The sequence below is a fragment of the Vicinamibacteria bacterium genome (assembly GCA_035620555.1).
In the GTDB taxonomy this organism is placed as follows: Bacteria; Acidobacteriota; Vicinamibacteria; order Marinacidobacterales; family SMYC01; genus DASPGQ01.
In genome coordinates this window covers 1-21,923 of sequence record DASPGQ010000596.1, presented here as the reverse complement: position 1 = coordinate 21,923, position 21,923 = coordinate 1, and the positions used below count along the sequence as shown (strand labels likewise).

At 63.0% G+C, this 21,923-nt stretch carries 22 protein-coding genes; 11 read left to right on the top strand and 11 right to left on the bottom strand.

The window, feature by feature from the left end; all coding sequences use genetic code 11:
* Nucleotides 1–550, top strand: a 550-nt coding sequence (locus tag VEK15_24395; protein HXV63863.1) for a hypothetical protein, incomplete at its 5' end; no start/stop codon positions are given.
* Between the two features lie 30 nt (nucleotides 551–580).
* Here the strand turns inward: VEK15_24395 and VEK15_24390 are convergent.
* From VEK15_24390 to VEK15_24380, 3 genes are read right to left on the bottom strand one after another with little or no spacing between them, the layout of a single operon-like run.
* Entirely contained in the window at nucleotides 581–1,201 is a 621-nt protein-coding gene (locus VEK15_24390) for a CPBP family intramembrane glutamic endopeptidase (protein ID HXV63862.1), read from the bottom strand.
* Complete coding sequence (locus tag VEK15_24385; GenBank protein HXV63861.1) at nucleotides 1,195–2,226, bottom strand: hypothetical protein; 1,032 nt, start codon at nucleotides 2,224–2,226, stop codon at nucleotides 1,195–1,197. The genes VEK15_24390 and VEK15_24385 overlap by 7 nt, the downstream gene beginning before the upstream one ends.
* 37 nt (nucleotides 2,227–2,263) lie before the next feature.
* Complete coding sequence (locus VEK15_24380) at nucleotides 2,264–4,585, bottom strand: winged helix-turn-helix domain-containing protein (protein HXV63860.1); 2,322 nt, start codon at nucleotides 4,583–4,585, stop codon at nucleotides 2,264–2,266.
* 100 nt (nucleotides 4,586–4,685) lie between these two features.
* Here VEK15_24380 and VEK15_24375 point away from each other — a divergent pair, with 100 nt between their 5' ends.
* On the top strand, nucleotides 4,686–5,687 hold the full coding sequence (locus VEK15_24375; protein HXV63859.1) for a nitronate monooxygenase: 1,002 nt from the start codon (nucleotides 4,686–4,688) through the stop codon (nucleotides 5,685–5,687).
* A gap of 228 nt (nucleotides 5,688–5,915) precedes the next feature.
* On the opposite strand, the gene VEK15_24370 is transcribed toward VEK15_24375, so the two are convergent.
* A complete protein-coding gene (locus tag VEK15_24370) occupies nucleotides 5,916–6,899 on the bottom strand; it encodes a histone deacetylase (protein HXV63858.1) in 984 nt (327 codons plus the stop codon).
* A gap of 52 nt (nucleotides 6,900–6,951) precedes the next feature.
* A complete protein-coding gene (locus VEK15_24365) occupies nucleotides 6,952–7,536 on the bottom strand; it encodes a hypothetical protein (GenBank protein ID HXV63857.1) in 585 nt (194 codons plus the stop codon).
* Between the two features lie 109 nt (nucleotides 7,537–7,645).
* On the opposite strand from VEK15_24365, the gene VEK15_24360 reads away from it, so the two are divergent.
* Nucleotides 7,646–8,926 carry a histidinol-phosphatase gene (locus VEK15_24360; protein ID HXV63856.1) on the top strand — a complete coding sequence of 427 codons (1,281 nt, stop codon included), beginning with the start codon at nucleotides 7,646–7,648 and terminating at the stop codon, nucleotides 8,924–8,926.
* A 12-nt stretch (nucleotides 8,927–8,938) separates the two neighbouring features.
* On the opposite strand, the gene VEK15_24355 is transcribed toward VEK15_24360, so the two are convergent.
* From VEK15_24355 to VEK15_24335, 5 genes are read right to left on the bottom strand one after another with little or no spacing between them, the layout of a single operon-like run.
* On the bottom strand, nucleotides 8,939–10,324 hold the full coding sequence (locus tag VEK15_24355) for a leucyl aminopeptidase family protein (GenBank protein ID HXV63855.1): 1,386 nt from the start codon (nucleotides 10,322–10,324) through the stop codon (nucleotides 8,939–8,941).
* On the bottom strand, nucleotides 10,321–10,962 hold the full coding sequence (locus tag VEK15_24350) for a hypothetical protein (protein HXV63854.1): 642 nt from the start codon (nucleotides 10,960–10,962) through the stop codon (nucleotides 10,321–10,323). The genes VEK15_24355 and VEK15_24350 overlap by 4 nt, the downstream gene beginning before the upstream one ends.
* Before the next feature lie 2 nt (nucleotides 10,963–10,964).
* Entirely contained in the window at nucleotides 10,965–11,438 is a 474-nt protein-coding gene (locus tag VEK15_24345) for a hypothetical protein (protein HXV63853.1), read from the bottom strand.
* An 18-nt stretch (nucleotides 11,439–11,456) separates the two neighbouring features.
* Nucleotides 11,457–12,095 carry a YigZ family protein gene (locus VEK15_24340; GenBank protein ID HXV63852.1) on the bottom strand — a complete coding sequence of 213 codons (639 nt, stop codon included), beginning with the start codon at nucleotides 12,093–12,095 and terminating at the stop codon, nucleotides 11,457–11,459.
* Complete coding sequence (locus VEK15_24335) at nucleotides 12,092–13,549, bottom strand: serine hydrolase (GenBank protein HXV63851.1); 1,458 nt, start codon at nucleotides 13,547–13,549, stop codon at nucleotides 12,092–12,094. The genes VEK15_24340 and VEK15_24335 overlap by 4 nt, the downstream gene beginning before the upstream one ends.
* A gap of 267 nt (nucleotides 13,550–13,816) precedes the next feature.
* Between VEK15_24335 and fumC the strand changes: the two genes are divergently transcribed.
* The 3 genes from fumC to VEK15_24320 all read left to right on the top strand — a co-directional run bounded on the left by fumC (nucleotide 13,817) and on the right by VEK15_24320 (nucleotide 15,967).
* Complete coding sequence (gene fumC, locus VEK15_24330; protein ID HXV63850.1) at nucleotides 13,817–15,253, top strand: class II fumarate hydratase; 1,437 nt, start codon at nucleotides 13,817–13,819, stop codon at nucleotides 15,251–15,253.
* 106 nt (nucleotides 15,254–15,359) lie between these two features.
* Nucleotides 15,360–15,572, top strand: a complete 213-nt coding sequence (locus tag VEK15_24325; GenBank protein HXV63849.1) for a CopG family transcriptional regulator — start codon at nucleotides 15,360–15,362, stop codon at nucleotides 15,570–15,572.
* Nucleotides 15,569–15,967: a PIN domain-containing protein gene (locus tag VEK15_24320; GenBank protein ID HXV63848.1), complete on the top strand. Its 399-nt coding sequence runs from the start codon at nucleotides 15,569–15,571 to the stop codon at nucleotides 15,965–15,967. The genes VEK15_24325 and VEK15_24320 overlap by 4 nt, the downstream gene beginning before the upstream one ends.
* A gap of 90 nt (nucleotides 15,968–16,057) precedes the next feature.
* Here VEK15_24320 and VEK15_24315 read toward each other — a convergent pair whose 3' ends face one another.
* On the bottom strand, nucleotides 16,058–16,864 hold the full coding sequence (locus VEK15_24315; GenBank protein ID HXV63847.1) for a TylF/MycF/NovP-related O-methyltransferase: 807 nt from the start codon (nucleotides 16,862–16,864) through the stop codon (nucleotides 16,058–16,060).
* A gap of 118 nt (nucleotides 16,865–16,982) precedes the next feature.
* Between VEK15_24315 and VEK15_24310 the strand changes: the two genes are divergently transcribed.
* The 5 genes from VEK15_24310 (at nucleotide 16,983) to VEK15_24290 (ending at nucleotide 21,714) form a co-directional block, all read left to right on the top strand.
* Nucleotides 16,983–18,356, top strand: a complete 1,374-nt coding sequence (locus VEK15_24310) for an APC family permease (GenBank protein HXV63846.1) — start codon at nucleotides 16,983–16,985, stop codon at nucleotides 18,354–18,356.
* A gap of 120 nt (nucleotides 18,357–18,476) precedes the next feature.
* A complete protein-coding gene (gene mscL, locus VEK15_24305; GenBank protein ID HXV63845.1) occupies nucleotides 18,477–18,908 on the top strand; it encodes a large-conductance mechanosensitive channel protein MscL in 432 nt (143 codons plus the stop codon).
* A gap of 21 nt (nucleotides 18,909–18,929) precedes the next feature.
* Nucleotides 18,930–20,801, top strand: a complete 1,872-nt coding sequence (locus tag VEK15_24300; GenBank protein HXV63844.1) for a VWA domain-containing protein — start codon at nucleotides 18,930–18,932, stop codon at nucleotides 20,799–20,801.
* An 87-nt stretch (nucleotides 20,802–20,888) separates the two neighbouring features.
* A complete protein-coding gene (locus VEK15_24295) occupies nucleotides 20,889–21,251 on the top strand; it encodes a metalloregulator ArsR/SmtB family transcription factor (protein ID HXV63843.1) in 363 nt (120 codons plus the stop codon).
* Nucleotides 21,226–21,714, top strand: coding sequence for an SRPBCC family protein (locus tag VEK15_24290; GenBank protein HXV63842.1), 489 nt, complete (start codon nucleotides 21,226–21,228; stop codon nucleotides 21,712–21,714). The genes VEK15_24295 and VEK15_24290 overlap by 26 nt, the downstream gene beginning before the upstream one ends.
* Nucleotides 21,715–21,923 lie beyond the last annotated feature (209 nt).

The window sequence follows — 21,923 nt, the reverse complement described above, 5'->3', positions numbered from 1 at the left end:
AATCTTGTACGTGTCGTCTCAGACGGGGTGCCGATCCGAGAACATCGTTCCCGGGGAAGTCATGGACGAACCGGACGATCCCAAAACGACGGGGAAGACCGTGGCCCGATGGGTCGTGGCGAATCGCGGAGATTTTCACGGACCGCAGGGTCTTCCCATCTTCAAGCCGCCCTACAGTCGGATCACCGCCATCGACATGAATACGGGCGAGCATTTGTGGATGATCCCGAACGGGGACACTCCCAAGTTCATCGAGAGCCATCCGGCCTTGAAGGGCGTGGATATTCCCAGCACCGGAGTGCTTTCCCATCCCAATACACTGGTCACCAAGACCCTGCTGATCCACGCCGAGGGCTCGGGGGGACAGCCGGTCCTTCGTGCCGTGGACAAGAAGACCGGGGCACGCCTCGGCGTCGTCGAGATACCCGCCCCCGGTCAATACGGCATGATGACCTATCTGCACGAGGGCCGGCAGTACATCGTGGTTCAGATTATGGGGAGGACCCTCCCGGGGTCGCTCGTAGCGCTCCGTCTCCCGTTGCAGCAATAGAAGGGAAGGGTGATGTGAGAAGAACCGCGTTCACGGCATCGCCGTCGCGCTCCGAATGGCCACGCTCAGGCCCATGGCGATGTTGAGGCAGGCGTGGGCGAGCCACGGACCCAGGATGGAGCCCGAGCGGATTCGAGCCCAGCCCACGAAGAGCGCCCCCAAGAAGACCGCGGGAAGAACCAGCCACATCTCAGGCATGATGAACAACAACAGCAGATGTGGCACGAGAAAGACGAGAGCCTGCATGAGATTCGCCCATCTCATGGCAAATCTTCGTGACAGGCTCCCGGCGATCAGACCTCGGAAAAGAAACTCCTCGGCAAATCCTGTCTTGACGACACCGTAGAGGAGCGACATCGCGACGGCCTTCCTCCCGAGCCCCATGCCCGCGAACGGACGCCATGCCGAGCCTTCGCGGAGGAGCTCCTGAAGCGGGGGTGGCCAGACGACGAGAGCCGAAACGACCAGGAGAGCGAACACCGCGCAGTAACCGATGTATCGCGTCTCGCCAACGGTCAAGCCGCAACGAATCAGAATCTCTCTAGCGCCTCGTTTGTGCCGTGCCTTGTGGTAAGCGAAGTAGCCGAGTAAGGGCAGGGCTGCGAGCACCAGAACATTCAAAACGGCGGACAATGCCGCGTCGATCAGCAATGTCGGCCGGCTCCGATGTACCCCACGCTTCCCGGCTTACCCTTCCGATCCCACCACCTCAGCACGCGCAAGGCACGGAGAGTATTCCAGCGGCTCGGCGCTCCCAGGCGCTCGAGCTCGAAGTAGGTCTTCCCTTTGTACGAGTGTTGTAGCGTCCAGCGGCCGTCCTTGTCCCGGGCGCCGCGGACGATGTCGATCGCTTCGGAGAGGCGCGGGTCGCGAGGCGCATCGACGGCCTGGAAGTAGTCGAGGGCGCGCAGGACGTCGTAGTGCCACCGCGGTGGGAAAGAGAAGCGGATGAATACGGGCTTGATGATCTCGCCGGTACGGTGGGAGCGAAACAACCGGTGGACCAGTAGGAACTCGCGTCCGCGGCGCTGTGCGGACCGCACCGCTCGCACCATCCGTCCGCGCTTCCGCTCATACAGCCGCAGACCTTCGAGAGCGCTGATGGTCGTATGCACCGAAGCGTGAGTCGCCCCGCGAGGGCGGCGGCAATTCCAACCGCCGTCGGGCATTTGCTGCTCTAGCAGATGCCCGGCAATGATGTCGAGGCGGTCGTCGTCGGTGTCGAAGTAGGAAAGAATGGACAGGATCATCCCCGTGATGCAGGTTTCGCTCTGGCCCCGCCATCCGTAGTTGATGCCGCCGTCGCGCTGGAGCCCGTTGTCGAGAAGGAGCGCACAAGCCTTTCGTGCCTGCCGGTTTCTGGGTGCCAGCCCCAAGTCCCGGAGCAACAGCATCGTGTAGGTCGTCGAGATCCACTTAGGCGAATAGAGTCCGGTGTCCGACGACTGACCACCAGCCCACCTGCCGTCGGCGTCTTGCTGTGCGAGGAGACGGGCGCCCCATCCGTCCTTCGCGACCTTCCTCCGTTCTCGCTCGATCGTACGTTCGGCGGCTCCGACGAGATCTCTCAGAGTCTGCCAGCGAATCGCCGGATCTCCGTCGAGAAGCCAGGGAATCACCTCTTCGGGCCGAATCGAAGTCGTTCCTCGTGTCCCGAGGCCTGAAGGCGACGACATTATCGGTCATTCTAAGACATCCACCCGGGTGTTGGTGTCAATCGAGCGCCAGAGCAATGGCCTCTTCGAGTGAAAGGCGGGCCCCTTCCCCCCAGAGGAATCGCAGGCGTTCGGGCGGCAAAGCGTTCCGCAGGGCTGAGATCGCTCGCTCGTAGTCGGGCCGATAGATCGCGAGCACCGATGCGCCGATATCTCGACGTAGTGCTTCTCCGGCGCCGAGGAGACGCGCCGCCGTCTCGTGAACGCCGGTGACGGCAAGGACGGCCGCGAGAGTCTCGAGGCTCCGTGACAAGAACCATTTCTCCGAAAGACGCGCCTGAACATCGACGCTTTCTCGAAGCAACGCCCGCGCCTCGTCGTGCCGGTTCTCGCGGAACGCTACGATCCCAAGGTTGCGTAGACCTAAGGCGAGCACCCAGTCGTCCCGGGATTGACGGGCGATCGAGACGCTTTCCTCGAGGAACCCCCGGGCCTCTCGGTATCTCACTTCCGCAAGCGCGACGATGCCCCGGCTCGCGAGTGACGTCGCGAGCCCGAACGAGTCGGCGGCGGCGTTCCGAGCGTGGGCGACCGCTCGATCGGTGGCGTGTCTTGCGGCTCCGAGATCCCCGCCTCCAAGGAGAGTCATCCCGTGAAACTGGAGAGCCATCGCCCGTCCGGAGTCGTCCTCGAGCTCACCGAAAAGCCTCGCGCTCTCCCCGAGGTACGTACGTGCCTCCGCTTCGCCGCCTCCGGTCCAGGCGAGAATCCCCGTTGCCATGAGACAGGTCGCCCGGTCATGCCCGGGCGCCGCGTCCGTCCCGAGGAGAAGCTGTTCGAGCCAGGACCGGCCCTCCGACCATCGACCCTCGAAGAACCAGAACCAGAACAGCGACGCCCCGAGAGCGAGAGCTCGAAGATCGTCGGTTCGCGATGTCGCGTGAGACAAGGCTGCCGAAAGATTTCCGCTCTCGGCGCGCAACCGCGCAAGCGTCTCCCGTCTTCCTCCGCCGCGCAGATGGGGCTCGGCCTCCTTCGCAATCGCGACAAAGTGGTCGATAAATCGATCCCGAACCGACGCCAGATGACCCTCCTTCTCGAGCTTTTCTCGTGCGTACTGACGGACGGTCTCGAGAAGTCGGTACCGTCCTTCACGGTCGAGCTGTACGAGTGATTTGGCGACCAGACGAGATAGCGTCTCGAGTATCCGCTCGCGAGTCAGGATCGTGTCGACACCGATGACCTCGGCGCTCTCCAGGGTGAAGCCTCCGGCAAAGAGCGAGAGCCGGCGGAAGAGCCTCCTCTCCTCGTCGGTTAGCAGGTCGAAGCTCCAATCGATCATCGCCCGCAGGGTCCGGTGGCGAGATGCGCCTCCGCGAACGCCGTTTCCCAGGACGCGAAAGCGGTCTTCCATGCGTTCGACCAGGAGCTCGAGAGTGAGCACCTGGAGCCTGGAAGCGGCGAGCTCGATCGCCAGAGGAATGCCGTCAAGCCGACGGCATATCTCGGAGATCAAAGGGGCGTTCTCCTGTGTTTCGGCGAAGTCGGTGCGCGCGGCTTTGGCTCGTGCGACGAACAACCGCTCCGACTCGTCTGCCGACAGCGGGGGAACGGCGAAGGTTACCTCTCCGTCGACTTTCAAGGCCTCTCGGCTCGTCGCCAGAATCCGCAAGCCGGGTGCGGAACGAAGGAGCCGATGACCGAGGAGCGCTACCGATTCCACGAGATGCTCGCAGTTGTCGAGCAAGAGCAACGATTCGCGCCCGGCGAATCGCCGGGCGATCAGATCCTCGACGCTTGCACCCGGCTGCTCGACGACACCGAGCGAAGAGGCCACGGCGGAGGCGACGGCATGCGGGGCGCTCACGTCAGCGAGTTCCACCCAATGAACCTCGGCGGGTTGCTCCAACAGACGGGCCGCTTCGAGCGCGAGCCGGGTCTTACCGCACCCGCCGGTGCCCGTCAGCGTGAGAAGGCGAGCGCCACCAAAGAGGTTGGTAATCTCCACGAGCTCGCGATCTCTTCCCACGAAGCTCGTGAGCGCAGCGGGAAGCGAGCCGCGGGAGACCGGAGCGATGAACCGATAGCCGCGCCGTTGCGCTGTCTCGATGAAACGAGGACTCGAGGCGTGGTCTCCCAGGGCCGCACGCAGCTCCCGGATGCACACTTTCAAGACGGTATCGGAGACCGAGGTATCCGGCCAAACCGCTTCCAGCAGCTCCTCCTTGGGGACGAGCCTGCCGCGACGACTCAGAAGATGGCCGAGCACCGCGAGGCTCTTTGGCCGTAGCGGAACGGGCTCCCCTCCTCGCCAGAGTCGGCCCTCGGCATGGTCGAGCTCGAACCGTCCGAATCGCACGCGCCCCTCAGAACTCATCATTCGAACCGAAATTGAACCTTTCCGATATGACTTCCCTTGGACCGGTTGGCTATTGTCGTCCACGAGTAAGTGCCGGCAAAACGGCATGGGAGGCGAAAACATGTTGCGTACGAAACTTTGCGATCTTCTTGGAATCGAGCATCCGGTTTTTCTCGCCCCGATGGGGCCGGACATCTCCGGTCCCGAACTCGTCGCCGCGGTGAGCGAGGCGGGTGGGCTCGGTATTCTTCAAAGCCAGCTCAGTCCTCCCGACCATCTTCGCGAGCAGATCCGTCAGATCCGTGCGCGAACGACGAAGCCGTTCGCAGTCAGCTTCCTCCTGCACTTCCCTCACGAAGACGCGGTGCGCGTCTGTCTCGAAGAAAGGGTTCGCGCCGTTTCCTTCTTCTGGGGTCCACCCTCGCCACTCACAGAGACCATCCACAGCGCTGGCTCTCTCGTGATCCACCAGGTGGGCTCGGTGGAGGCCGCGCGTAGAATGGCGGACGCTGGAGTGGACGTCGTGATCGCGCAGGGAGTCGAAGCTGGGGGCCATGTGGAAGGAGAAGTCTCCACGATGGCTCTCGTCCCGCGAGTCGTCGATTCCATCGCGCCCGCGCCCGTTGCGGCCGCGGGCGGGATCGCCGACGGCCGGGGTCTCGCGGCCGCACTTGCCCTGGGCGCGCAAGCCGCCGTCCTCGGGACGCGATTCCTGGCCACCCCGGAGTCTCACGCTCATCCTTTTTACAAACAAAAGGTTCTCGCGGCCACCGAAGCGCACACGGTGCGGACCACGCTTTTCGGCCATGGCTGGCCGAATGCGCCTCACCGCACGCTTCGCACGGCGTTCGTCGAGGAGTGGTTGGGGAGCGAAGCGCGAGGGAGCGAATCGCGGCCCGACGAGCCGGTCGTCGGGGAAGCTCGCATCGCCGGCCACACACTTCCGCTGCTGCGCTTCATGGGGTTCCCCCCGAACGCCGAGGTGACGGGAGACATCGCGTCGATGAGTCTCCTCGCCGGCCAGAGCGCCGGGCTCGTCTCCGATCTCATGCCTGCGGCAGAGGTCGTGCGCGACCTCGTTGTGAATGCCAGCGACTTACTCGGGCGACTCGCCAGGTTGTGACGTCGCCGATGCGTCTCAAGCGTCGGCGGTTCAGCGACTCTTCATCAGCCTGCTGAGTGCTCAATGCCGTGGCGGGACCCGTAATCGATCGTGCCGCCCCGGCTCGGGCTGCTTACGGCGCGGCAATTATTCGCACTGCGTGCTCACATCTCATATCTTCGAAGCAGCCCGAATGCGGACGATTGCGCCGGGCTCGCTCCGCTCGCGCAGGGTGGGCTGAGTATTCCATCACCCTGATAGTAATGCCGAGATGTGCGCGGCGACTGCCTTGGCGAGCCCATCCACGTTATAACCGCCCTCGAGGAGCGACACGATTCGGCCGTCGCAATGACGCCTCGCGACGTCCATCGCCGTGCGGGTCATCCTGGCGAAGGCGTCGTCGGTGACGTCGAAGCAGCCGAGGAGATCCTCGCGCCGACTATCGAAGCCCGCCGAAATGATGATGAAGTCGGGCTCGAACTTCTCCGCGCTGGGAAGGAGCTTCCTGTCCCACGCGTCGAGCATGTCTTTGTCGCGCGAGTGGCACTCGAGGTGCACGTTGATGTTGAGCCCGCTTCCCTCGCCCGCGCCGGTGAGAGCAGGGTCGCCCGTTCCTGGATAGGCGTGCCAGTCGTGGCTCGAGAAAAACAGAACCGTGGGGTCGTCGTAGAAGGCGTTTTGGGTCGCGTTTCCGTGGTGGTAGTCCCAGTCGATGATGAGCACCTTCTCGTGGCCGAGAGATTGGGCGTATTTCGTGGCGATGGCCGCGTTGCTGTAGTAGCAGAACCCCTCTTCCTCGCCCGTGTTGTTGGCATGGTGGCCCGGGGGTCTCAAAGCGCAAAAAGCGTTCGACACCGTTTTTTCCGAGACTGCTTTGATGGCGGCAAGGGCCCCTCCAACGGCGGCTTCGGCAACTTTTCCCGTGGTAGGCAGGCGCTCGATCCCAGCAACGTGCTGCGGCCGATGGTGCGCGGCGATGTGCGGCATGGGCTCGGTCATGCGCCGGATCTTGGTGACCTCGGTCTCGAGACCCTGCTGCTTCAACTCCTCGAGGATGCGACGGAGCCTCTTCGGAGACTCCACGTGATCCGGTCGGATGACGTGTGTCAAATAGATCTCATCGTAGACGAAACCCGTTGTTCGCTTCGTTTCTTCACTCATGGCCATCGAGCCCCATCCCAGCGCGGCAAGCCCCCGCGCGCCGTCCAGAACGAAGTCCCGCCTCGTCTTCATCGTGGCCCTCCCGGAAGCGCTCGTCGACACTATGACATGTAGGCACCTTCGATCAAACGTAAGCGCGGTCCAGGCGGTCGAAACCGAGGCTTTCGCCGAGCTCACGGATGCGGAGGCGCGCTCGCATGGGCCAGCGGCGAACGAGGTCGACGAGCTCGTTCAGTCGGGGCTCGGCCACGAAATCGACCGGAAGTCCGGCCGCTCTTTCTCCCGCCTTCTTCGTCTTGTAGTGTGTCAGGCTACGCCACGCCAGATAGGCGAGGAGAAGATTCGGTCCGGGAACGAGACTCAATGGAACGGCGACGGGAATCGCGGCGGTGTTCACGACCATCCATTTTTTGTGTTTCGCGATCTCGCTTTCGACCAGGTCATCGAAGATACCCCGGGCGTTCGCGGCGGACAACGAGGACGGATACAGGACACGCACACGCTCGAGAGCACCGAGCGATTGCAGCAAGAGCTCTTTTTGTCGGCGGCTCCACGTCACTCGGTGGAAGCCTTTTCGCAGGAGAGCGACGAGCCGTTTCCCCGTGGAATCCGAGCCGGTGCCGGGCTCGCGGTCCTCGAAAGCCGTACCGAGCTCACCGGCGTAGAGAAAATAATGACCGGCCCGTGTGGGAAGAAGGTAAACGTCCACCTTGCTTGGTGTTACGCCTCGACGGCGTCGATGGTTCATGAATCCCATCGACGAAGGTGCAGTTCCTCCTCTATGATGTCGTCCGGACGGCCGCTGCGCTCAGTGTTGTATGTCGAGGTCTCCTATGCGTTTCGTCTCGATCGTCGTGATGGCATTCGGCTCGGTCATCGCCTGTGCGCCCGAAGCCCCCGCTCCGGAGGAAACGTCGCCTTCGCGCTGGCTCAAGGGGAACCTCCATACCCACTCTTTTTGGAGTGACGGCGACGACTATCCGGAGCCCATCCTCGAAGGCTACAAGGAGCGGGGCTACGACTTCGTCGCTCTGTCGGAGCACAACATCCTCGCCGAGGGTGAACGCTGGATCGACGTGGAGAGTCACGGCGGTGTCGAGCTGCTCGAGAGATATCGTCACCAGTTCGGCGACGAGTGGGTCGAGACCAGAGAAGAGGACGGGACGCTCGTCGTACGACTCAAGACGCTCGCGGAGTACCGCACTCTATTCGAGGAGGAAGAGCGATTCCTCGTCCTCGAGGGTGAAGAGATCACCGACGGCTTCGAGGCGAAACCCGTGCACGTCAACGCCACGAACCTGCGGGAGCTCATCACGCCCCAGGGCGGTGGCAGCGTGGCCGAGGTCATGCAGAACAACGTAGACGCCGTGCTCGAACAGCGGAAGCGTACCGGCCGGCTCATGTTCCCTCATATCAACCATCCCAACTTTGGCTGGGCCGTCAAGGTCGAGGATTTGATCGCGCTCGAGGGAGAGAAGTTCTTCGAGGTCTATAACGGCCATCCTCTGGTCCACAACGAGGGCGATGACCTCCGGCCGAGCACCGAGCGCATGTGGGACATTCTGCTCGCGGAGCGTCTTTCGCAGGGAAGGGAGGTCCTGTACGGCGTCGCCGTCGACGATTCCCACAATTACCACGAGCTCGACTCGGAGCATTCGAATCCGTTTCGCGGCTGGGTGATGGCGCGCGCGGCGAGCTTGACCCCCGGGGCCATCATCGAGGCGATGGAACGCGGTGACTTCTATGGGTCCTCGGGTGTCCAGCTCGACGACGTGCGGGTGGGCAACACGGAGATCTCTATCGCCATTCGTGGTGAGGAGGGTGTCGCCTACACGACTCGGTTCATCGGGACGCGGCGAGGTTATGACCGCTCGACCGAAGCGGTTCGAGGAGACGACGCTTCGGTGCTATATCGCTACAGCGACGACATCGGGGAAATCTTGGACGAAGTCCTGGGGAATCGACCCTCCTACACATTCAAGGGCGACGAAATCTACGTCCGCGCCAAGATCGTCTCGTCGAAGCTCAAGGAGAATCCCTATCGAGAAGGCGAGCACGAATCGGCTTGGGTGCAACCGGTGGTGTTACACCGCGAGTAGCCCGGTTTCCGGTTACTTCATGAATCGCTCTTCGAGCAGGGCGTAGACGGCGCGCAAACCCATGGCTTCTCCGCCTTCGGGCCGTCCCGGCCGCGAAGACTGGTTCCACGCCATGAGGTCGATGTGGGCCCAGGGGATCCCGTCGCCGACGAACTCCCGCAGGAAGAGGGCGGCGGTAATCGCGCCTCCCAGAGGCGCCTCGGGTGCGTTCGTGATATCCGCGACCTTGCTGTCGATGAGCTTGCGATAGGGCTCGAAAAGAGGCATCCGCCAGAGCGGGTCAGACTCGCTGGCGGCGCAGGCGAGAAGAGCGGAAGCCAACTCGTCGTCGTTGGAGAAGAGTGCGGGAAGCTCGGCCCCCAGGGCGATGCGCGCGGCTCCGGTGAGAGTGGCGAAGTCGATGAGTAGCGCCGGTGACTCGCCGGAAGCTTCGGCGAGGGCGTCGGCGAGGATGACCCGTCCTTCGGCGTCGGTGTTACCGATCTCGATCGTGAGGCCTTTGCGCGTGGGAACGACGTCGAGCGGCCTCATGGCCGAGCCGGATACCGCGTTCTCGACGGCGGGAATCAGTACTCGGAGCCGCACGGGAAGCTTCGCTTTCATGACCATCGCGGCGACGCCGAGAACGTGGGCGGCCCCGCCCATGTCTTTCTTCATGAGCTTCATGTTGGTCGCGGGTTTCAAGTCGAGGCCCCCGCTGTCGAAGCACACCCCCTTGCCGACGAGGGTCACCTTGGGATGCGAGGCGCTGCCCCAACTGATATCGATGAGACGAGGCGCGCGGTTCGGGGCCGCGGCCCGGCCGACGGCATGGACTGCGGGATAGTTCTTTTCGAGAAGTTCGTCTCCGACGATAAGGTGAAAGGAAGCCTCGTTGTCGCTTGCGAGCTGCTCGGCGGCTTCGGCGAGCTCCCCGGGCCCGAGGTCGGACGCCGGCCGGTTGATGAGATCGCGCACGAGCGCCGTCGCCTCCGCCATGGCAGTGACACGCGGCCGATTGCTGGCTTCCGGCCACTCGAGAGAAGAGGGCGTTGCCTCTTTTTTCGACCGCATTCGGTCGAAGCGATAGGTGCCGAGGGCCCAACCGAGCGCCGCGGCGTCGGCTTCCTTGGGCGAGTGCGGTCTTTCGATGCGATACGTTCCCCGAGGAAGCTCGAGGGGAAGTCCCGCCCAGTCCCAGGGACTCGGCTCGCTCACGCCAAGAAGCGCGATCTCGATCTCGCCGTTCCTCCCGGGGACGAGCAAGCTCTTGCCTGGCGCCGCATCGAACGATGTCGCCTCGATCCAGCGCTGAGCGATCGCACCCGCCCGCGCCCGCCAGGACGGCAGTTCCTTTTTTTCGATCGGCTGGATCGGAATCGCTGGGCCAACTGGATCGATGAGGTAACGGGAGCTCATGGAATCCTTTCGAAACGGGATCGGTAGAAGGCGAGCTCGGCGATGGATGCCTGCACGTCGTAATAGGCATCATGCTTGTCGCCCGATACGGCGTCTCGACCCCGGTAGAACTTCTGGATGCCATCGGCACGGCCGAGCTTTTCGAACTTCTGTTCTCGATAGTGGAACAGCCACTCGATCTTGAAAGAAGTGACGTCGAGATGGCGATAGTTCAAACGCGAGACGAATCGCGGCAGGTATTTTCGCGCGAGAAAATAATCGGCGTAGATGCTGTTGCCAGAAAGCACCGGTCGTTGGCGCACATCTTCCGCGTGTGATTCGGGAAAGCAGTCGAGGTACGAGGCCAGAAAGCCATCGAGCTCTCTCACCGGCCGGCCATGGAGGCGACACGATTCGAGAAGCGGTTGATAGTTCTCCTTGACGTGATCCGAGATCCGCTCCGATGGCGGGAGGGTCGCGACGGCGGAAAAACCGTCGGCGCGAAGAAGCTCGTCCGGGATCTCCGCCGGTCTCTGGGGAAGCGGACTCAGATCGTCGCCGGTCACGATGAGCGCGATCTGCAGAATCTCGGCTCGCTCGAGCTCGAGCATGGTGTACTCGGTATCGAACCAGCAGTAGAGGAAACGTGGCGTGGTCAATATCAGCGATGGGGTGTGTTCATCGTGATGACGACAGCCGAGATCGCCATTCCCGCGATCCCTACCCAGAGCATCGGGCTCGCGCGAAGCTCGCCGCCGGAGCTCCAAACGGTGTAGAGAGCCGTGACCGTCACGGCGCCTCCGAACACGATCGGCATGACCGCGTGGGGAATGCGAGCCCCGCCGTTGAACATGCAGAGCGTCAGGCTGAGGGCGCCGATTGCTCCGAGAGTGCCGGCGGCCACACCCCAGAATCCACCGCTACCAATCGTTTCGAAGCTATCTCCCTTGTACCACATGCCGAGAAGCCCCCCAGCGATCGCGATGACCAGGTAGGCGAAACCGATGCCGACGTAAGGCTTGAACGGAGAGAGATCCGTAGCATCCGCCAGTCGTGCCTTTCCCAGAGTGGGTCCGTAGAGCCCCCAGCACACGGCGGTTCCCAGGGCGAACAGGAACGGGAGGTAGTCTCTCATTTGTGCTCCTTCGAGAGGTCATTCTATCTCAGGCGGATTAGCGTTCCGTTCGATTCCCACACCCAGCACGGCGCGCCCTCGGGTCTTATCGGAGATGGAGCGGCGCAGCGGCTCGATTCGGTCCTCGTTGAGATCGAGCGAGATGACGACCTCCTCGCCGTACTCGACGTTCTTGGGCGTCAGAGACATCTCATCGAGAGCCCGCCTCACCTGTTTCTCGTCTTCGAAGGACGAGACGATGGTCGCCGATCGAGTCGCCGTCTTTTCCCGAAGCCTGGTGGCATCCAGTGCGGCGCTCGCCGCGGCCGAGTACGCTCGGTGAAGCCCTCCCGCCCCCAGCTTGACCCCTCCGAAATAGCGGACGACGACGAGAAGCACGTCGCCCACGTTGCGTCTCGTGAGCACGTTCAGGATCGGCTTTCCCGCAGTTCCCGAGGGCTCGCCCGCATCGTCGAAACGCACCGTGGGACTGGACTCCGGATCTCCCAGGACGCACGCCCAGCAATGGTGGGTCGCATCCTCGAGCTCCCCGCGTATTTTTCGCCGTGCCGACGACACCTCCGCCGCAGATGTGACGTGACGGACGATGCCGATGAATCGGCTTCGCTTGATCCGAAGCTCGGCGCGCCCTTCACCTTCCGGCGCGAGGTACGTCAAGAATCGGTGGGCTCGACGGCGCTGAGGATTCCGGCGAGCGCTTCGTTCAGCTCCTGGCGCATCACGGGTCCGTCGCCGCGGAAATGACCCATCCGCACGATGACGAGATCGTGGCTGGGCACCACGAACGTCCGCTGTCCGCCCGCTCCCGCCATGAAGTAAGCGTCGCGGGGAAGCGAATATTCACCGGTGCCGTTAACCCAGAACAGACCGCCGTAGACGGGCTCTTTCCATCCGGGCGCCGGGGTCGACACGAACTCGGCCCAACCCTCGGGCAGGAGTCGTTCGCCGAGCCACACGCCGTCGTTCAGGTAAAGAAGACCGAGCCGGGCCCAGTTGCGCGCCGTTCCGTAATCGTACCCGGTGAGGAGAAAGTTGCCGTAGGGGTCCGGCTCGAGCACTTGTTCGCGAATGCCGATCTTGTCGAAGAGCGCCTTTTGCGGCCAACGTAAGTAGTTCTCGCCCGCCTCGGTCACCGTTCGTTTCACGATGTAGCCGAGCGTGAGTGGATCGGAGTTTCGATATCGGCCCTCCGTCCCCGGGGGAAACTGCAGGGGCTTCGAGTAAGAGTGCTCGAAAGCATCCACGGCACCGGTATAAATGAACATGTGGTCGGGATAACCCATTTCCGGGGTGTAGTCCGGATCGCGCGGCGCGGTGAAGTGAAGCCCGCCCGACATGTTCATGAGGTCGCGGATCGTGATCTCGCGTCGGGGATCGCCTTCCTCTTGCCATGCGGGGACCGGGGCCGGATCGTCGAGGCCGAAATGGCCCTCGCGGACCAGGAGCCCGACGAGGGTCGCCGTGAGGCTCTTGCCCATGGACCAGCTCTCGAGCTGCATGTCTTTGTGCGCGCCCTGCGCGTAGCGCTCGGCGACGATCTGGCCTTTGTGGACCACGACCATCGCCGCGGTCATGCTCTCCGGGTTCTGAAACGCGAGCTCGACGGCTTTATCCAGCTTCTCTCGATCGACTCCCTCCGGCAGGGAATCGGGGAGCGCGTCGCCCATCGGCCAATCCTGAGCTCCGGCGTCGGGAAGGCTGGTCTCGACGGTGACGGGCTCGAAGTAAACGCCATCCGCACCTTCGGGGACGATGACGCAGCCCTGGTCGCCCAAATAGCGCGCCTCCCGCGTGAGCGAGTCCCCGAGTGTTACGCTTACGCGCTTCGCCTCGCGGTTCACGGAGATGTCGGTCACGCGCTCGCGATCTTTGTCGGGTACGAGGAAGTATCCACTCTCATATTTCGCTTTCTCGATGTCCCGTCCCGAAACGAAGACCGCGGAGCAGAGCACTTTGGCGTAGCCGGCAATTCCCAGGCTCTCTGGGGTCGTATCGGGAGCGTAGGGAACCTCCGGTGCGTTCTGAAACTCCTGAGAAGCGGGCTCTTCCTCAGTCGCCGGCGCACAGCCGATCCAGGTCGCGAATCCGAGTATAGCCAGTGGTTTTCTCATCGCTTCCACCTCGCGTGGGGATTCTAGCGGGAACTGCCGGATATTGGCAGCCTGCACGACGGGCGCCGACTACGGGGCCGAGGTTGTCGCGGAGGCGTTGTTCCCCACCTACTCCACCTGCTACGCGAGTCTAGCGTGCTGATGTTGGACGCCACACCAACTTGAAATCCCGTGCTTTCCATCAAAGGTGTGCCCTGAGCTAACCTGAGGTGAGGCGTTCCATCGTGTTGACGTTTTTGAAGCGCTCCAAGGGAACAAGGGGGGATTATGGCTAGAACGGAAATCGACTCATTCGGGGCGATCGAAGTCCCCGAAGAGCGGCTCTGGGGGGCCCAGACCGAGCGTTCCCGGCGGAATTTTCGCATCTCCCACGAGAAGATGCCCGAAGCGGTCATCGAAGCTCTGGCGCTCGTCAAGAAGGCGGCTGCTCTCGTCAACGAGGAGTTGGGAGTTCTCGAGACGGCCAAAGCGCGGGCGATCGTTCGGGCGGCCGACGAGGTGCTCGCGGGAGAGCACACCGAGGAGTTTCCGCTTCTCGTCTGGCAAACGGGAAGCGGCACCCAGACGAATATGAACGTCAATGAGGTCCTCGCCAACCGTGCGAGCGAGCTTCTCGGGGGAACGCGCGGCAGCGGGAGGCTGGTGCATCCCAACGACGACGTCAATCGAGGTCAGTCGTCGAACGACGTTTTTCCGACGGCGGTGCACGTCACGGCCGTCCGCGCGCTGCGCGAATCGCTGTTGCCCGCGCTCGTACGGCTGCGAGACGAGCTCGCGGTGAAAGTCGAGGCATTCGACGACATCGTCAAGATCGGCCGAACCCATCTTCAGGATGCGACTCCTCTGACGCTGGGCCAGGAGTTCTCCGGTTACGCGTCCCAGCTCGGGCACGGTAAGGCTCGAGTCGAAGCGGCTCTGCCTCACTTGTACGAGCTCGCGCTCGGCGGAACAGCCGTGGGGACCGGACTCAACACCCATCCCGAGTTCGGGATGCGGGCGGCGTCGAAGATCGCGGAGCTAACCGGCCATCCGTTCGTCAGCGCGCCGAACAAGTTCGAGGCTCTGGGAGGAAACGACGCCATCGTTCATGCCCACGGAGCGCTCAAGACCGTCGCGGTCTCTCTCATGAAGATCGCCAACGACGTGCGGTGGCTTGCTTCGGGTCCGCGCGCCGGACTCGGCGAGATCGTGCTCCCGGAGAACGAGCCGGGGAGCTCTATCATGCCCGGAAAGGTAAACCCGACCCAGTGCGAGGCCATGACGATGCTCTGCGCTCAAGTTCTGGGTAACGACGTCGCCATCAACGTGGGCGGTGCGTCGGGCAACTTCGAGCTGAACGTCTTTCGGCCCATGATCGTCCAGAATTTTCTCCAAAGCGCGAGGCTTCTGGCAGACGGTGCCGAGAGCTTTCGCAAGCTTACCGTCGTCGGAATCGAGCCCCATCGCGAGCGCATCGCTTCGAACCTCGAGCGCTCCCTGATGCTCGTCACTGCTCTCGCCCCTCGCATCGGCTACGACAAGGCCGCGGCCATTGCCAAGAAGGCGCATCGGGAAGGCACGACTCTGCGCGAGGCGGCCGTTGAATTGGGCTACATGACGACATCCGAGTTCGATGCCTGGGTACGGCCCGAGAAGATGATCGGGCCCGGGTCGAGCCCCGATGATGAAGACGGTGGCTCGGACTCGTCGCAGCAGCCGCCCTGAGCCGTCTCGCGCTCTCCATGGTACGCAGCACTCCCACGTCGCACCTGGGCTTACTTTTTTCCACGAGGATACACATACATCTGAATTTTGATGTATGATGTAGCCAATGAAACGTCTTCAGATTCTGATCGATGAAGATCTCGATGAAGCACTCGAACGGCGAGCGCTTCGTGAGAAGACGTCGAAGGCTGCGCTCATTCGCAAATACGTCAGAGAACGGCTCGAGACGTTGCCCCCGCTCGAGTCGGATCCGCTGTGGCGTATGGCGGGGGCGGACGAGTTTGACCCCGAGCGCATTGACGATGTCATCTATCGATGATCTTCGTCGACACCTCCTTCTGGGTGGCTCTTCGAAACCGTCGCGACAAAGATCACGAACAGGCGAAACGCTTGCTACGCGTGCATGCCGACGCTGCTCTCGTGACTTCGAATCAGATCCGAGGCGAGACCTGGACGTATCTGCGGCGCAAGGTCGGACACGGGAGGGCCGTTGATTTTCTCGATGCGGTCAACCGCTCTCCACGTCTTCAACTCGTTTGGGTATCAGAAGATACGGAAGCAGAGGCGCTTCGATGGCTGCGTCGTCATGATGAACGTGAGTATTCGTTCGTCGACGCCACGAGCTTCGCGTTGATGCGGGCGCACAAAATCCGCGAAGCGCTCGCCTTCGACGGCGATTTCCAAGCTGCAGGATTCTTGGAGTTGCGCGCGTAGGCGCGTGCCTGCGTACGGCACGAGACGATGGTAGGGGCCCGGGTGGAAACCGTCTGAAGACGGCGGCCGTCGAGCTCCCCGTGGGCTCGATCACCCCAATGGTAATTCGGAGGGCACGAGCGGGGGCTGCAGCGTGATTAGCTTGTCTCGTCCCAAACCCTTGATTCGCGGAGGGTCGACTCCGATCTCGTCGCGCCAGAAATGGGCGTTGCCCAGGAGCTGGTGGGTGGCCTTCAGCTGACCGTCGAGTGAGAAGACGACCCCATCCGGGTGGAGACGGGGCCAGAGCTCGCGGAGACACGTTCTCGTAGACGAGACGAGATCCACATCAAGGACCACGACATCGGGCGAAGCCGAGAGGTGCGGCAGGGTGTCTTCGAATCGGCCCTTCGTGAATCGACAGCACTCGATGGCACCCCACCTGTCGACGATTCCCTCTACTTTCCGGAGTGTTCCGCGAAAGGCTCCAGCTCGAAAACGGGTGTGCCTGCCGTCCAGGAGCTCGTGCTCCTCGTCGTTTTCAGGCATGCCGCGAAAGGTATCGAGCACGATGAGAGATCCGCCCGCGAGCGCCGTGGCGAGGCTCAGCTTTGCGGTGCTCCCCCCGTAGCCACTGCCCGCCTCGATCACGAGGGGGCGGGATGGTCCCGATGCCCCTTCCCCGCTCGCCCGCGCGAGGATGGCGTGCGCGATCGTCAGCATGTCGGTGAGCGTGTGATATCCGCGGACCGCATTCGTGATCGAGAGGAAGCGCTTGATCAGTCCGAGCCTCGCAGCAATCGGAACCGAGGCGAGCTCGCGGGTGAAGGCGAACCGCAGAGCCGCGCTGCGGTCGCGCTTCGCGAGGTAGGCGATGGACCGCCAACGTCGGTAGAGGGTGCCTGGCCCCCGTCGCATGGTGAATGATCGCTCGGTTTCGGGAGGTGTCAAGCCCGACGGCCGGTGGACATCGAACTCATGTAGACTGTGCCCGCGTCATGTCGAGGTTACTGGCTGCTCGAGTCGCCGAATTCGAATGAACCTCGAGCGAGTTCTGGGCCGCGGTGATCTCGTGCTTTTCTCCGTCTCGGCCATCCTCACGATCGATACTCTGGCGTCCGCGGCGTCGACCGGCGTTTCCTGGTTCAGCTGGTGGGCGATCATCATGATCTTCTTCTTCCTGCCCTATGGCCTCATCACCGCGGAGCTCGGCGCCGCTTGGCCTGGAGAAGGCGGCCTGCACGTTTGGGTCCGGGAAGGTCTCGGCCCGCGGTGGGGCTCCATGGCGTCGTGGCTCTATTGGATCAACATGGTCTACTGGATCCCGCCCGTCTACCTCGTGTTTGCGGGTGTGTTCGACGGCATGTTCGTCGAAAGCGGTGACGTCAGGATTCAGACCGCCATCGCCATCCTGCTGACCTGGCTCACGGTGTTGCTCGGGCTCGTTCGGTTGAAGGTCTCGAAATGGATTCCTAATCTCGGGGCGATCGTGAAAGTCTCCATTTTCGTCGGACTCGGCGGGTTGGGCCTGGGCGCTTTGGCCACCGGGCGCCCACCGGCGAACGAGTTCTCTTTGAGCAAGATGCTGCCACAGTGGAGCGACACCGTGGCCTATGTCCCGGTCCTCCTCTACAACGCGCTCGGGTTCGAGCTCATGAGCTCCGCGGGAAGCGAAATGCGTGAGCCTCAAAGGGACGTTCCCCGCGTCATTCTCCTTTCGGGACTCGCCATCATGATCGTCTATAGCCTGGGAACGCTCGGCTTGCATCTCGCAGTTCCCCTGGAAAAGCTGAGCATCGTAACCGGAACGTGGGATGCGCTGGAAACGCTCGGTCTCCAGTGGGGCGGGGCAGGACAGACTCTGGTCTTTCTCCTGGGCGTTGGTTTTCTCTACGCCTGTGTCGCGAACATCGTGACCTGGAGCCTCGGTGCCAACCGGGTGGCGGCCACCGCGGCAGAGGAAGGACTCTTGCCGAAAGCGCTGTCGAAGCTTCACCCGAGGTTTCAAACCCCCTACGTGGCCTTCGCCATGATGGGGCTCGTGAGCACGGCTCTTCTCGTCGGAAATGCTCTTTTGTCTTCGAACACCGTGAACGTCTTCTGGATGTCGTTCAAGCTTTCCGGCGTGTGTTTTCTTCTGTCCTACCTGCTCATGTTTCCATCGTTCCTGGCGCTGCGCTATCGTGCCGCTTCGACGCCCCGGCCCTACCGCATGCCGGGAGGGTTGTCCGTCGCCTGGGCGGCAACCATCGTTTGCTGGGTGTTCGTTGCCGGGGCCAGCTTGCTGTTTTTCGCTCCGTCCCCCACGTCCGACGACCCGGCGCTCGAGACGTGGATTCTTGCGGGTGAGACGGGTCTCACGATACTGGCGGGTTGGCTGTTGATACCGGGGGGAGCGGGGCAGCGATGAGCGGCCTCAGTCGGACAATCGGCTCGATTCGAAGGATGAAAGTCCGCTCGAGTTAGGGATATGCTGCGCTCACTGAGCGTCCCTCAAGGGGCGACTCCTCACTGACCGCTGGGAGGGCCCTTGGTAAAGAAATGGATCACCGAGTTCAGGAATTTCGCCATGCGCGGCAACGTGGTCGACATGGCGGTGGGGATCATCATCGGCGGCGCTTTCGGAAAGCTCGTCACGTCCCTCGTGAACGACGTCGTCATGCCGCCGATCGGGCTCCTCACCGGCCAAGTGGACTTCGGCCAGCTCTATATCAACCTGAGCGACTCGGCCTACGAATCGCTCGAAGCGGCCACGGCCGCCGGAGCCCCCGTCATCCGCTACGGTGCGTTCATCAACACGATTCTCGACTTCGTCATCGTGGCGGCTTCGATATTCGTCGCCATCCGAATCATGAACCAACTCAGAACCGAGCAAGAGACGAAGCCGGCAGCTCCACCCCCACCGTCCGCGGAGGAGAAGCTCCTGACGGAGATTCGCGATCTGCTGAAGTCCGGGCGCTGATCCTCCGGTGAGGTCGGCTTCATGAGCGCTCTCCCGCTCCTGTCCTCGATCGGAGCCCTGATGCTCGCCTGCCCGCTGTCGGCGCGGGAGGAGGAACCCTCCGGACTCACCTTTCGGCTGAGCGTCGACTTCATCGAGGTCACCGCCATCGTGACCGACCCGGCGGGCAAGGTGGTGCCGGATCTCACCCGCGACGATTTCCAGATCCTCGAGGACGGGCGGCCGCAGACGATCGAAGCATTCGCCTTCGTCGATTTACCGCGCCGTCCTCGCCGCCCTGCGCCGGACGGATCGCTTCCCGAGGCGGACGTGCGAACGAATCGTGATGCGAGCGGCCGTCTGTTCGCGTTTCTGATCGACGACCTGAGAACACCACCCGGGGAGAGGGCCCTGCTCCGATCGCGCGCGCGCGAGCTCGTCGAGATGAAGGAAGAGGGTGACCTCGCGGCCGTCCTGTACACCTCGGGGAGGCAACGCTCGGTGAGTTTCACGACCAGCCGGGCCGTGCTTCTCGAGGCGCTCGAGGCATCCGCGGGCCGCGGCCGCGCGGATCTCAACCGGGATTTGCGGGTCTCGGATATCAAAGACAGCCTTTCGATGGTGGAAGCCGTGGCAGGTCTTCTCGAGACCATCACCGGTCGGAGAAAGTCCGTGGTGTATTTTGGCCCGGGGAGCAACTACGATCTCACCCAGACGTCCGGCCGGTTCGGTCCCGAGGACAGAAGCTACGAGATCATGCTCGCGCTCGAGGCGACGGTCGGCGCCGCGAATCGCGGGGGCGTTTCCATTTATGCCGTCGACCCGCAGGGCCTTCGGGCCCCGTCGGAAGGCGACGGCCGTGGAAGCCTCCGATCGGCTTTCGCCGAGCGGGAGAGTCTCCATTTCCTCGCCGACGGCACCGGCGGATTCGCCGTCTATAACACGAACGGGTTTTCCGAGGCATTCGATCGGATCCTGAACGACAACAGCCGGTACTACCTCCTCGCTTATCGCCCGACGAACACTGAGAGGGACGGGAAGGACCGCACCATCGAGGTGCGGCTGCGAGATCCCTCACTTCTGGTCCGTGCGCGCCAGGGCTACCGCGCCCCGAGCGGCGCGCCCACGACCCTCTCACCCATCGAGGGACCTCGTGGAGTGCCCGCGGAGGTTGTCGAGTTGTTGAGAAGCCCGGTTCCCCTCACGGATCTTTCCCTGCGGGCCCTCGCGACTTCGACGTCGGCGCCAGAGAACCGGCTCGCCATTGCGGTGGAGCTCGATGTCTCTACCCTCTTCTTCGAGGAGAAGGGGGGACGCTACCGGTCGGAGGTGACACTCGGGTTCTTCCTGCTCGGTGAGGGTGGCGACATCGAGGACGGGAGCGCACAGAACGTTCGCCTCGACGTGGATGCCGACGAGCTCGCGCGGCTGCATCGGGACGGTCTGCGAGCGCTGGCGACGTTTTCCGCCAAGGCCGGACGCCGACAGGTGGCGGTGGCGGCAAGAGGGAATGGAGAGAAGGCGGGGCTCCTCTATTGGTATGTCGACGTCCCTGGCGAAAGAGTGCCGTTAGCCTCGAACGTCATCCTCTCGAGCGCTCATGAATCCGGGGTCCCCGTTCTGAGCAGCGCGCGCGACCGCGTGCGTCTTCCCCTAGTGCCCACGCTTCGCCGTGAGTTCGATCCGAACGACGAGCTCTGGCTCCACGTTCCATCGGATCTCGAAAGCCTCGGATCTCGCCTTCTACGCGAGGACGGCGAGGTCGTGTCGGACGCGAGCGTCGATCGCGATGTGAATCCCTGGCGCATCCCGTTGGCCACCTTGAGTCCAGGAGGCTACATCCTCGAGCTCGGACCGGACGCGCCTGGCCGGGCGACGAGAACGATCTTCTTCAACGTTCGGCGACCTGACTAACTCGTCCGCCGGCAACCGCCAACCCGCCGATTGTGTCGGATCCAATTGGCGCTTGACATATTCCTATATAGGTATATGATAGTGCCCATGGCACGAGCGGCGACGACGGCAGACGCGTTCAACGCGGTGGCCGAGCCCAGACGGCGTCAGATTCTGGACGTTCTGGCCGGCGGTGAGCGCGCCGTCAACGACCTCGTCACGCTGCTCGATCTAGCTCAACCTCTGGTGTCCAAGCATTTGCGGGTCCTTCGGCAGGTGGGTCTGGTCGATGTACGAGAACAGGGTCGGCAGCGGATGTACCGGCTGAATGGCCGTTCGTTGAAACCCATCCACGACTGGGTAAAGCACTACGAACGAACATGGAACGAACGCTTCGAAGCGCTGGACGAGATGTTGGAGGAGCTCAAGCCAAAGGAGAAACAAGATGGTGGCAAAGACGAGCAAGGGTAGGGCAGTGGTGACGCTTCCGACGAGCACGCAGATCCGGATAACGCGGGACTTTGACGCACCCCGGCACCTGGTCTACAGAGCGTGGACGACGCCCGAGCTGATCAAGCGCTGGTGGTCGGCCAAAAGGGGCGTGGTCACCGTCGCCGAGGTCGACCTGCGGGTCGGTGGCATTTGGCGCTTTGTGCTCATGACCGACCGTGGCTTCGAGGTCGCGTTCCATGGTGAGTACCGGGAACTGGTCCCCAACGAGCGCATCGTGTGCACCGAGGTGTTCGAGGGCATGCCCGAAGGGGAGGCAGTGAACACGATGACGTTCACCGAAATGGACGGGCGCACCACCGTCACCATCCTCGTGCAACACCAGAACCAGCAGCACCGCGACGCCCATATCAACTCCGGCATGGAAGCCGGCATGCAGGACGCGATGGACCTTCTGGAGGAAGTGGCGATCTCGCTCACGTAGCTCTGGAAGTTGAGGCACTTCGGGACCACCGGGACTCGCCCCGGTGGTCGCTCCCGCGAGCCGGGCGTCGTAGAATGACGATGGCTCCACGAGCTACCTGGAGGCGAAGGGACACGTGGGCGACGAGACCGGCGTCGGGAAAGGATCGTCCCGCGCCGCGCTCAAAGTTGGCCAGAGCCTCTCCCACTACGAGATCCTGGAGATCCTTT

What these genes read in the sequence shown, in the direction of transcription:
- VEK15_24380 (HXV63860.1), bottom strand. Translation starts at nt 4,585, where the DNA reads ATGATGAGTTCTGAGGGGCGCGTGCGATTCGGACGGTTCGAGCTCGAC.
- VEK15_24355 (HXV63855.1), bottom strand. Translation starts at nt 10,324, where the DNA reads ATGAGCTCCCGTTACCTCATCGATCCAGTTGGCCCAGCGATTCCGATC.
- VEK15_24310 (HXV63846.1), top strand. Translation starts at nt 16,983, where the DNA reads ATGAACCTCGAGCGAGTTCTGGGCCGCGGTGATCTCGTGCTTTTCTCC.
- VEK15_24345 (HXV63853.1), bottom strand. Translation starts at nt 11,438, where the DNA reads ATGAGAGACTACCTCCCGTTCCTGTTCGCCCTGGGAACCGCCGTGTGC.
- fumC (HXV63850.1), top strand. Translation starts at nt 13,817, where the DNA reads ATGGCTAGAACGGAAATCGACTCATTCGGGGCGATCGAAGTCCCCGAA.
- VEK15_24385 (HXV63861.1), bottom strand. Translation starts at nt 2,226, where the DNA reads ATGTCGTCGCCTTCAGGCCTCGGGACACGAGGAACGACTTCGATTCGG.
- VEK15_24325 (HXV63849.1), top strand. Translation starts at nt 15,360, where the DNA reads ATGAAACGTCTTCAGATTCTGATCGATGAAGATCTCGATGAAGCACTC.
- VEK15_24360 (HXV63856.1), top strand. Translation starts at nt 7,646, where the DNA reads ATGTCGAGGTCTCCTATGCGTTTCGTCTCGATCGTCGTGATGGCATTC.
- VEK15_24290 (HXV63842.1), top strand. Translation starts at nt 21,226, where the DNA reads ATGGTGGCAAAGACGAGCAAGGGTAGGGCAGTGGTGACGCTTCCGACG.
- VEK15_24315 (HXV63847.1), bottom strand. Translation starts at nt 16,864, where the DNA reads ATGCGACGGGGGCCAGGCACCCTCTACCGACGTTGGCGGTCCATCGCC.
- VEK15_24295 (HXV63843.1), top strand. Translation starts at nt 20,889, where the DNA reads ATGGCACGAGCGGCGACGACGGCAGACGCGTTCAACGCGGTGGCCGAG.
- VEK15_24300 (HXV63844.1), top strand. Translation starts at nt 18,930, where the DNA reads ATGAGCGCTCTCCCGCTCCTGTCCTCGATCGGAGCCCTGATGCTCGCC.
- VEK15_24335 (HXV63851.1), bottom strand. Translation starts at nt 13,549, where the DNA reads ATGAGAAAACCACTGGCTATACTCGGATTCGCGACCTGGATCGGCTGT.
- VEK15_24320 (HXV63848.1), top strand. Translation starts at nt 15,569, where the DNA reads ATGATCTTCGTCGACACCTCCTTCTGGGTGGCTCTTCGAAACCGTCGC.
- VEK15_24375 (HXV63859.1), top strand. Translation starts at nt 4,686, where the DNA reads ATGTTGCGTACGAAACTTTGCGATCTTCTTGGAATCGAGCATCCGGTT.
- VEK15_24370 (HXV63858.1), bottom strand. Translation starts at nt 6,899, where the DNA reads ATGAAGACGAGGCGGGACTTCGTTCTGGACGGCGCGCGGGGGCTTGCC.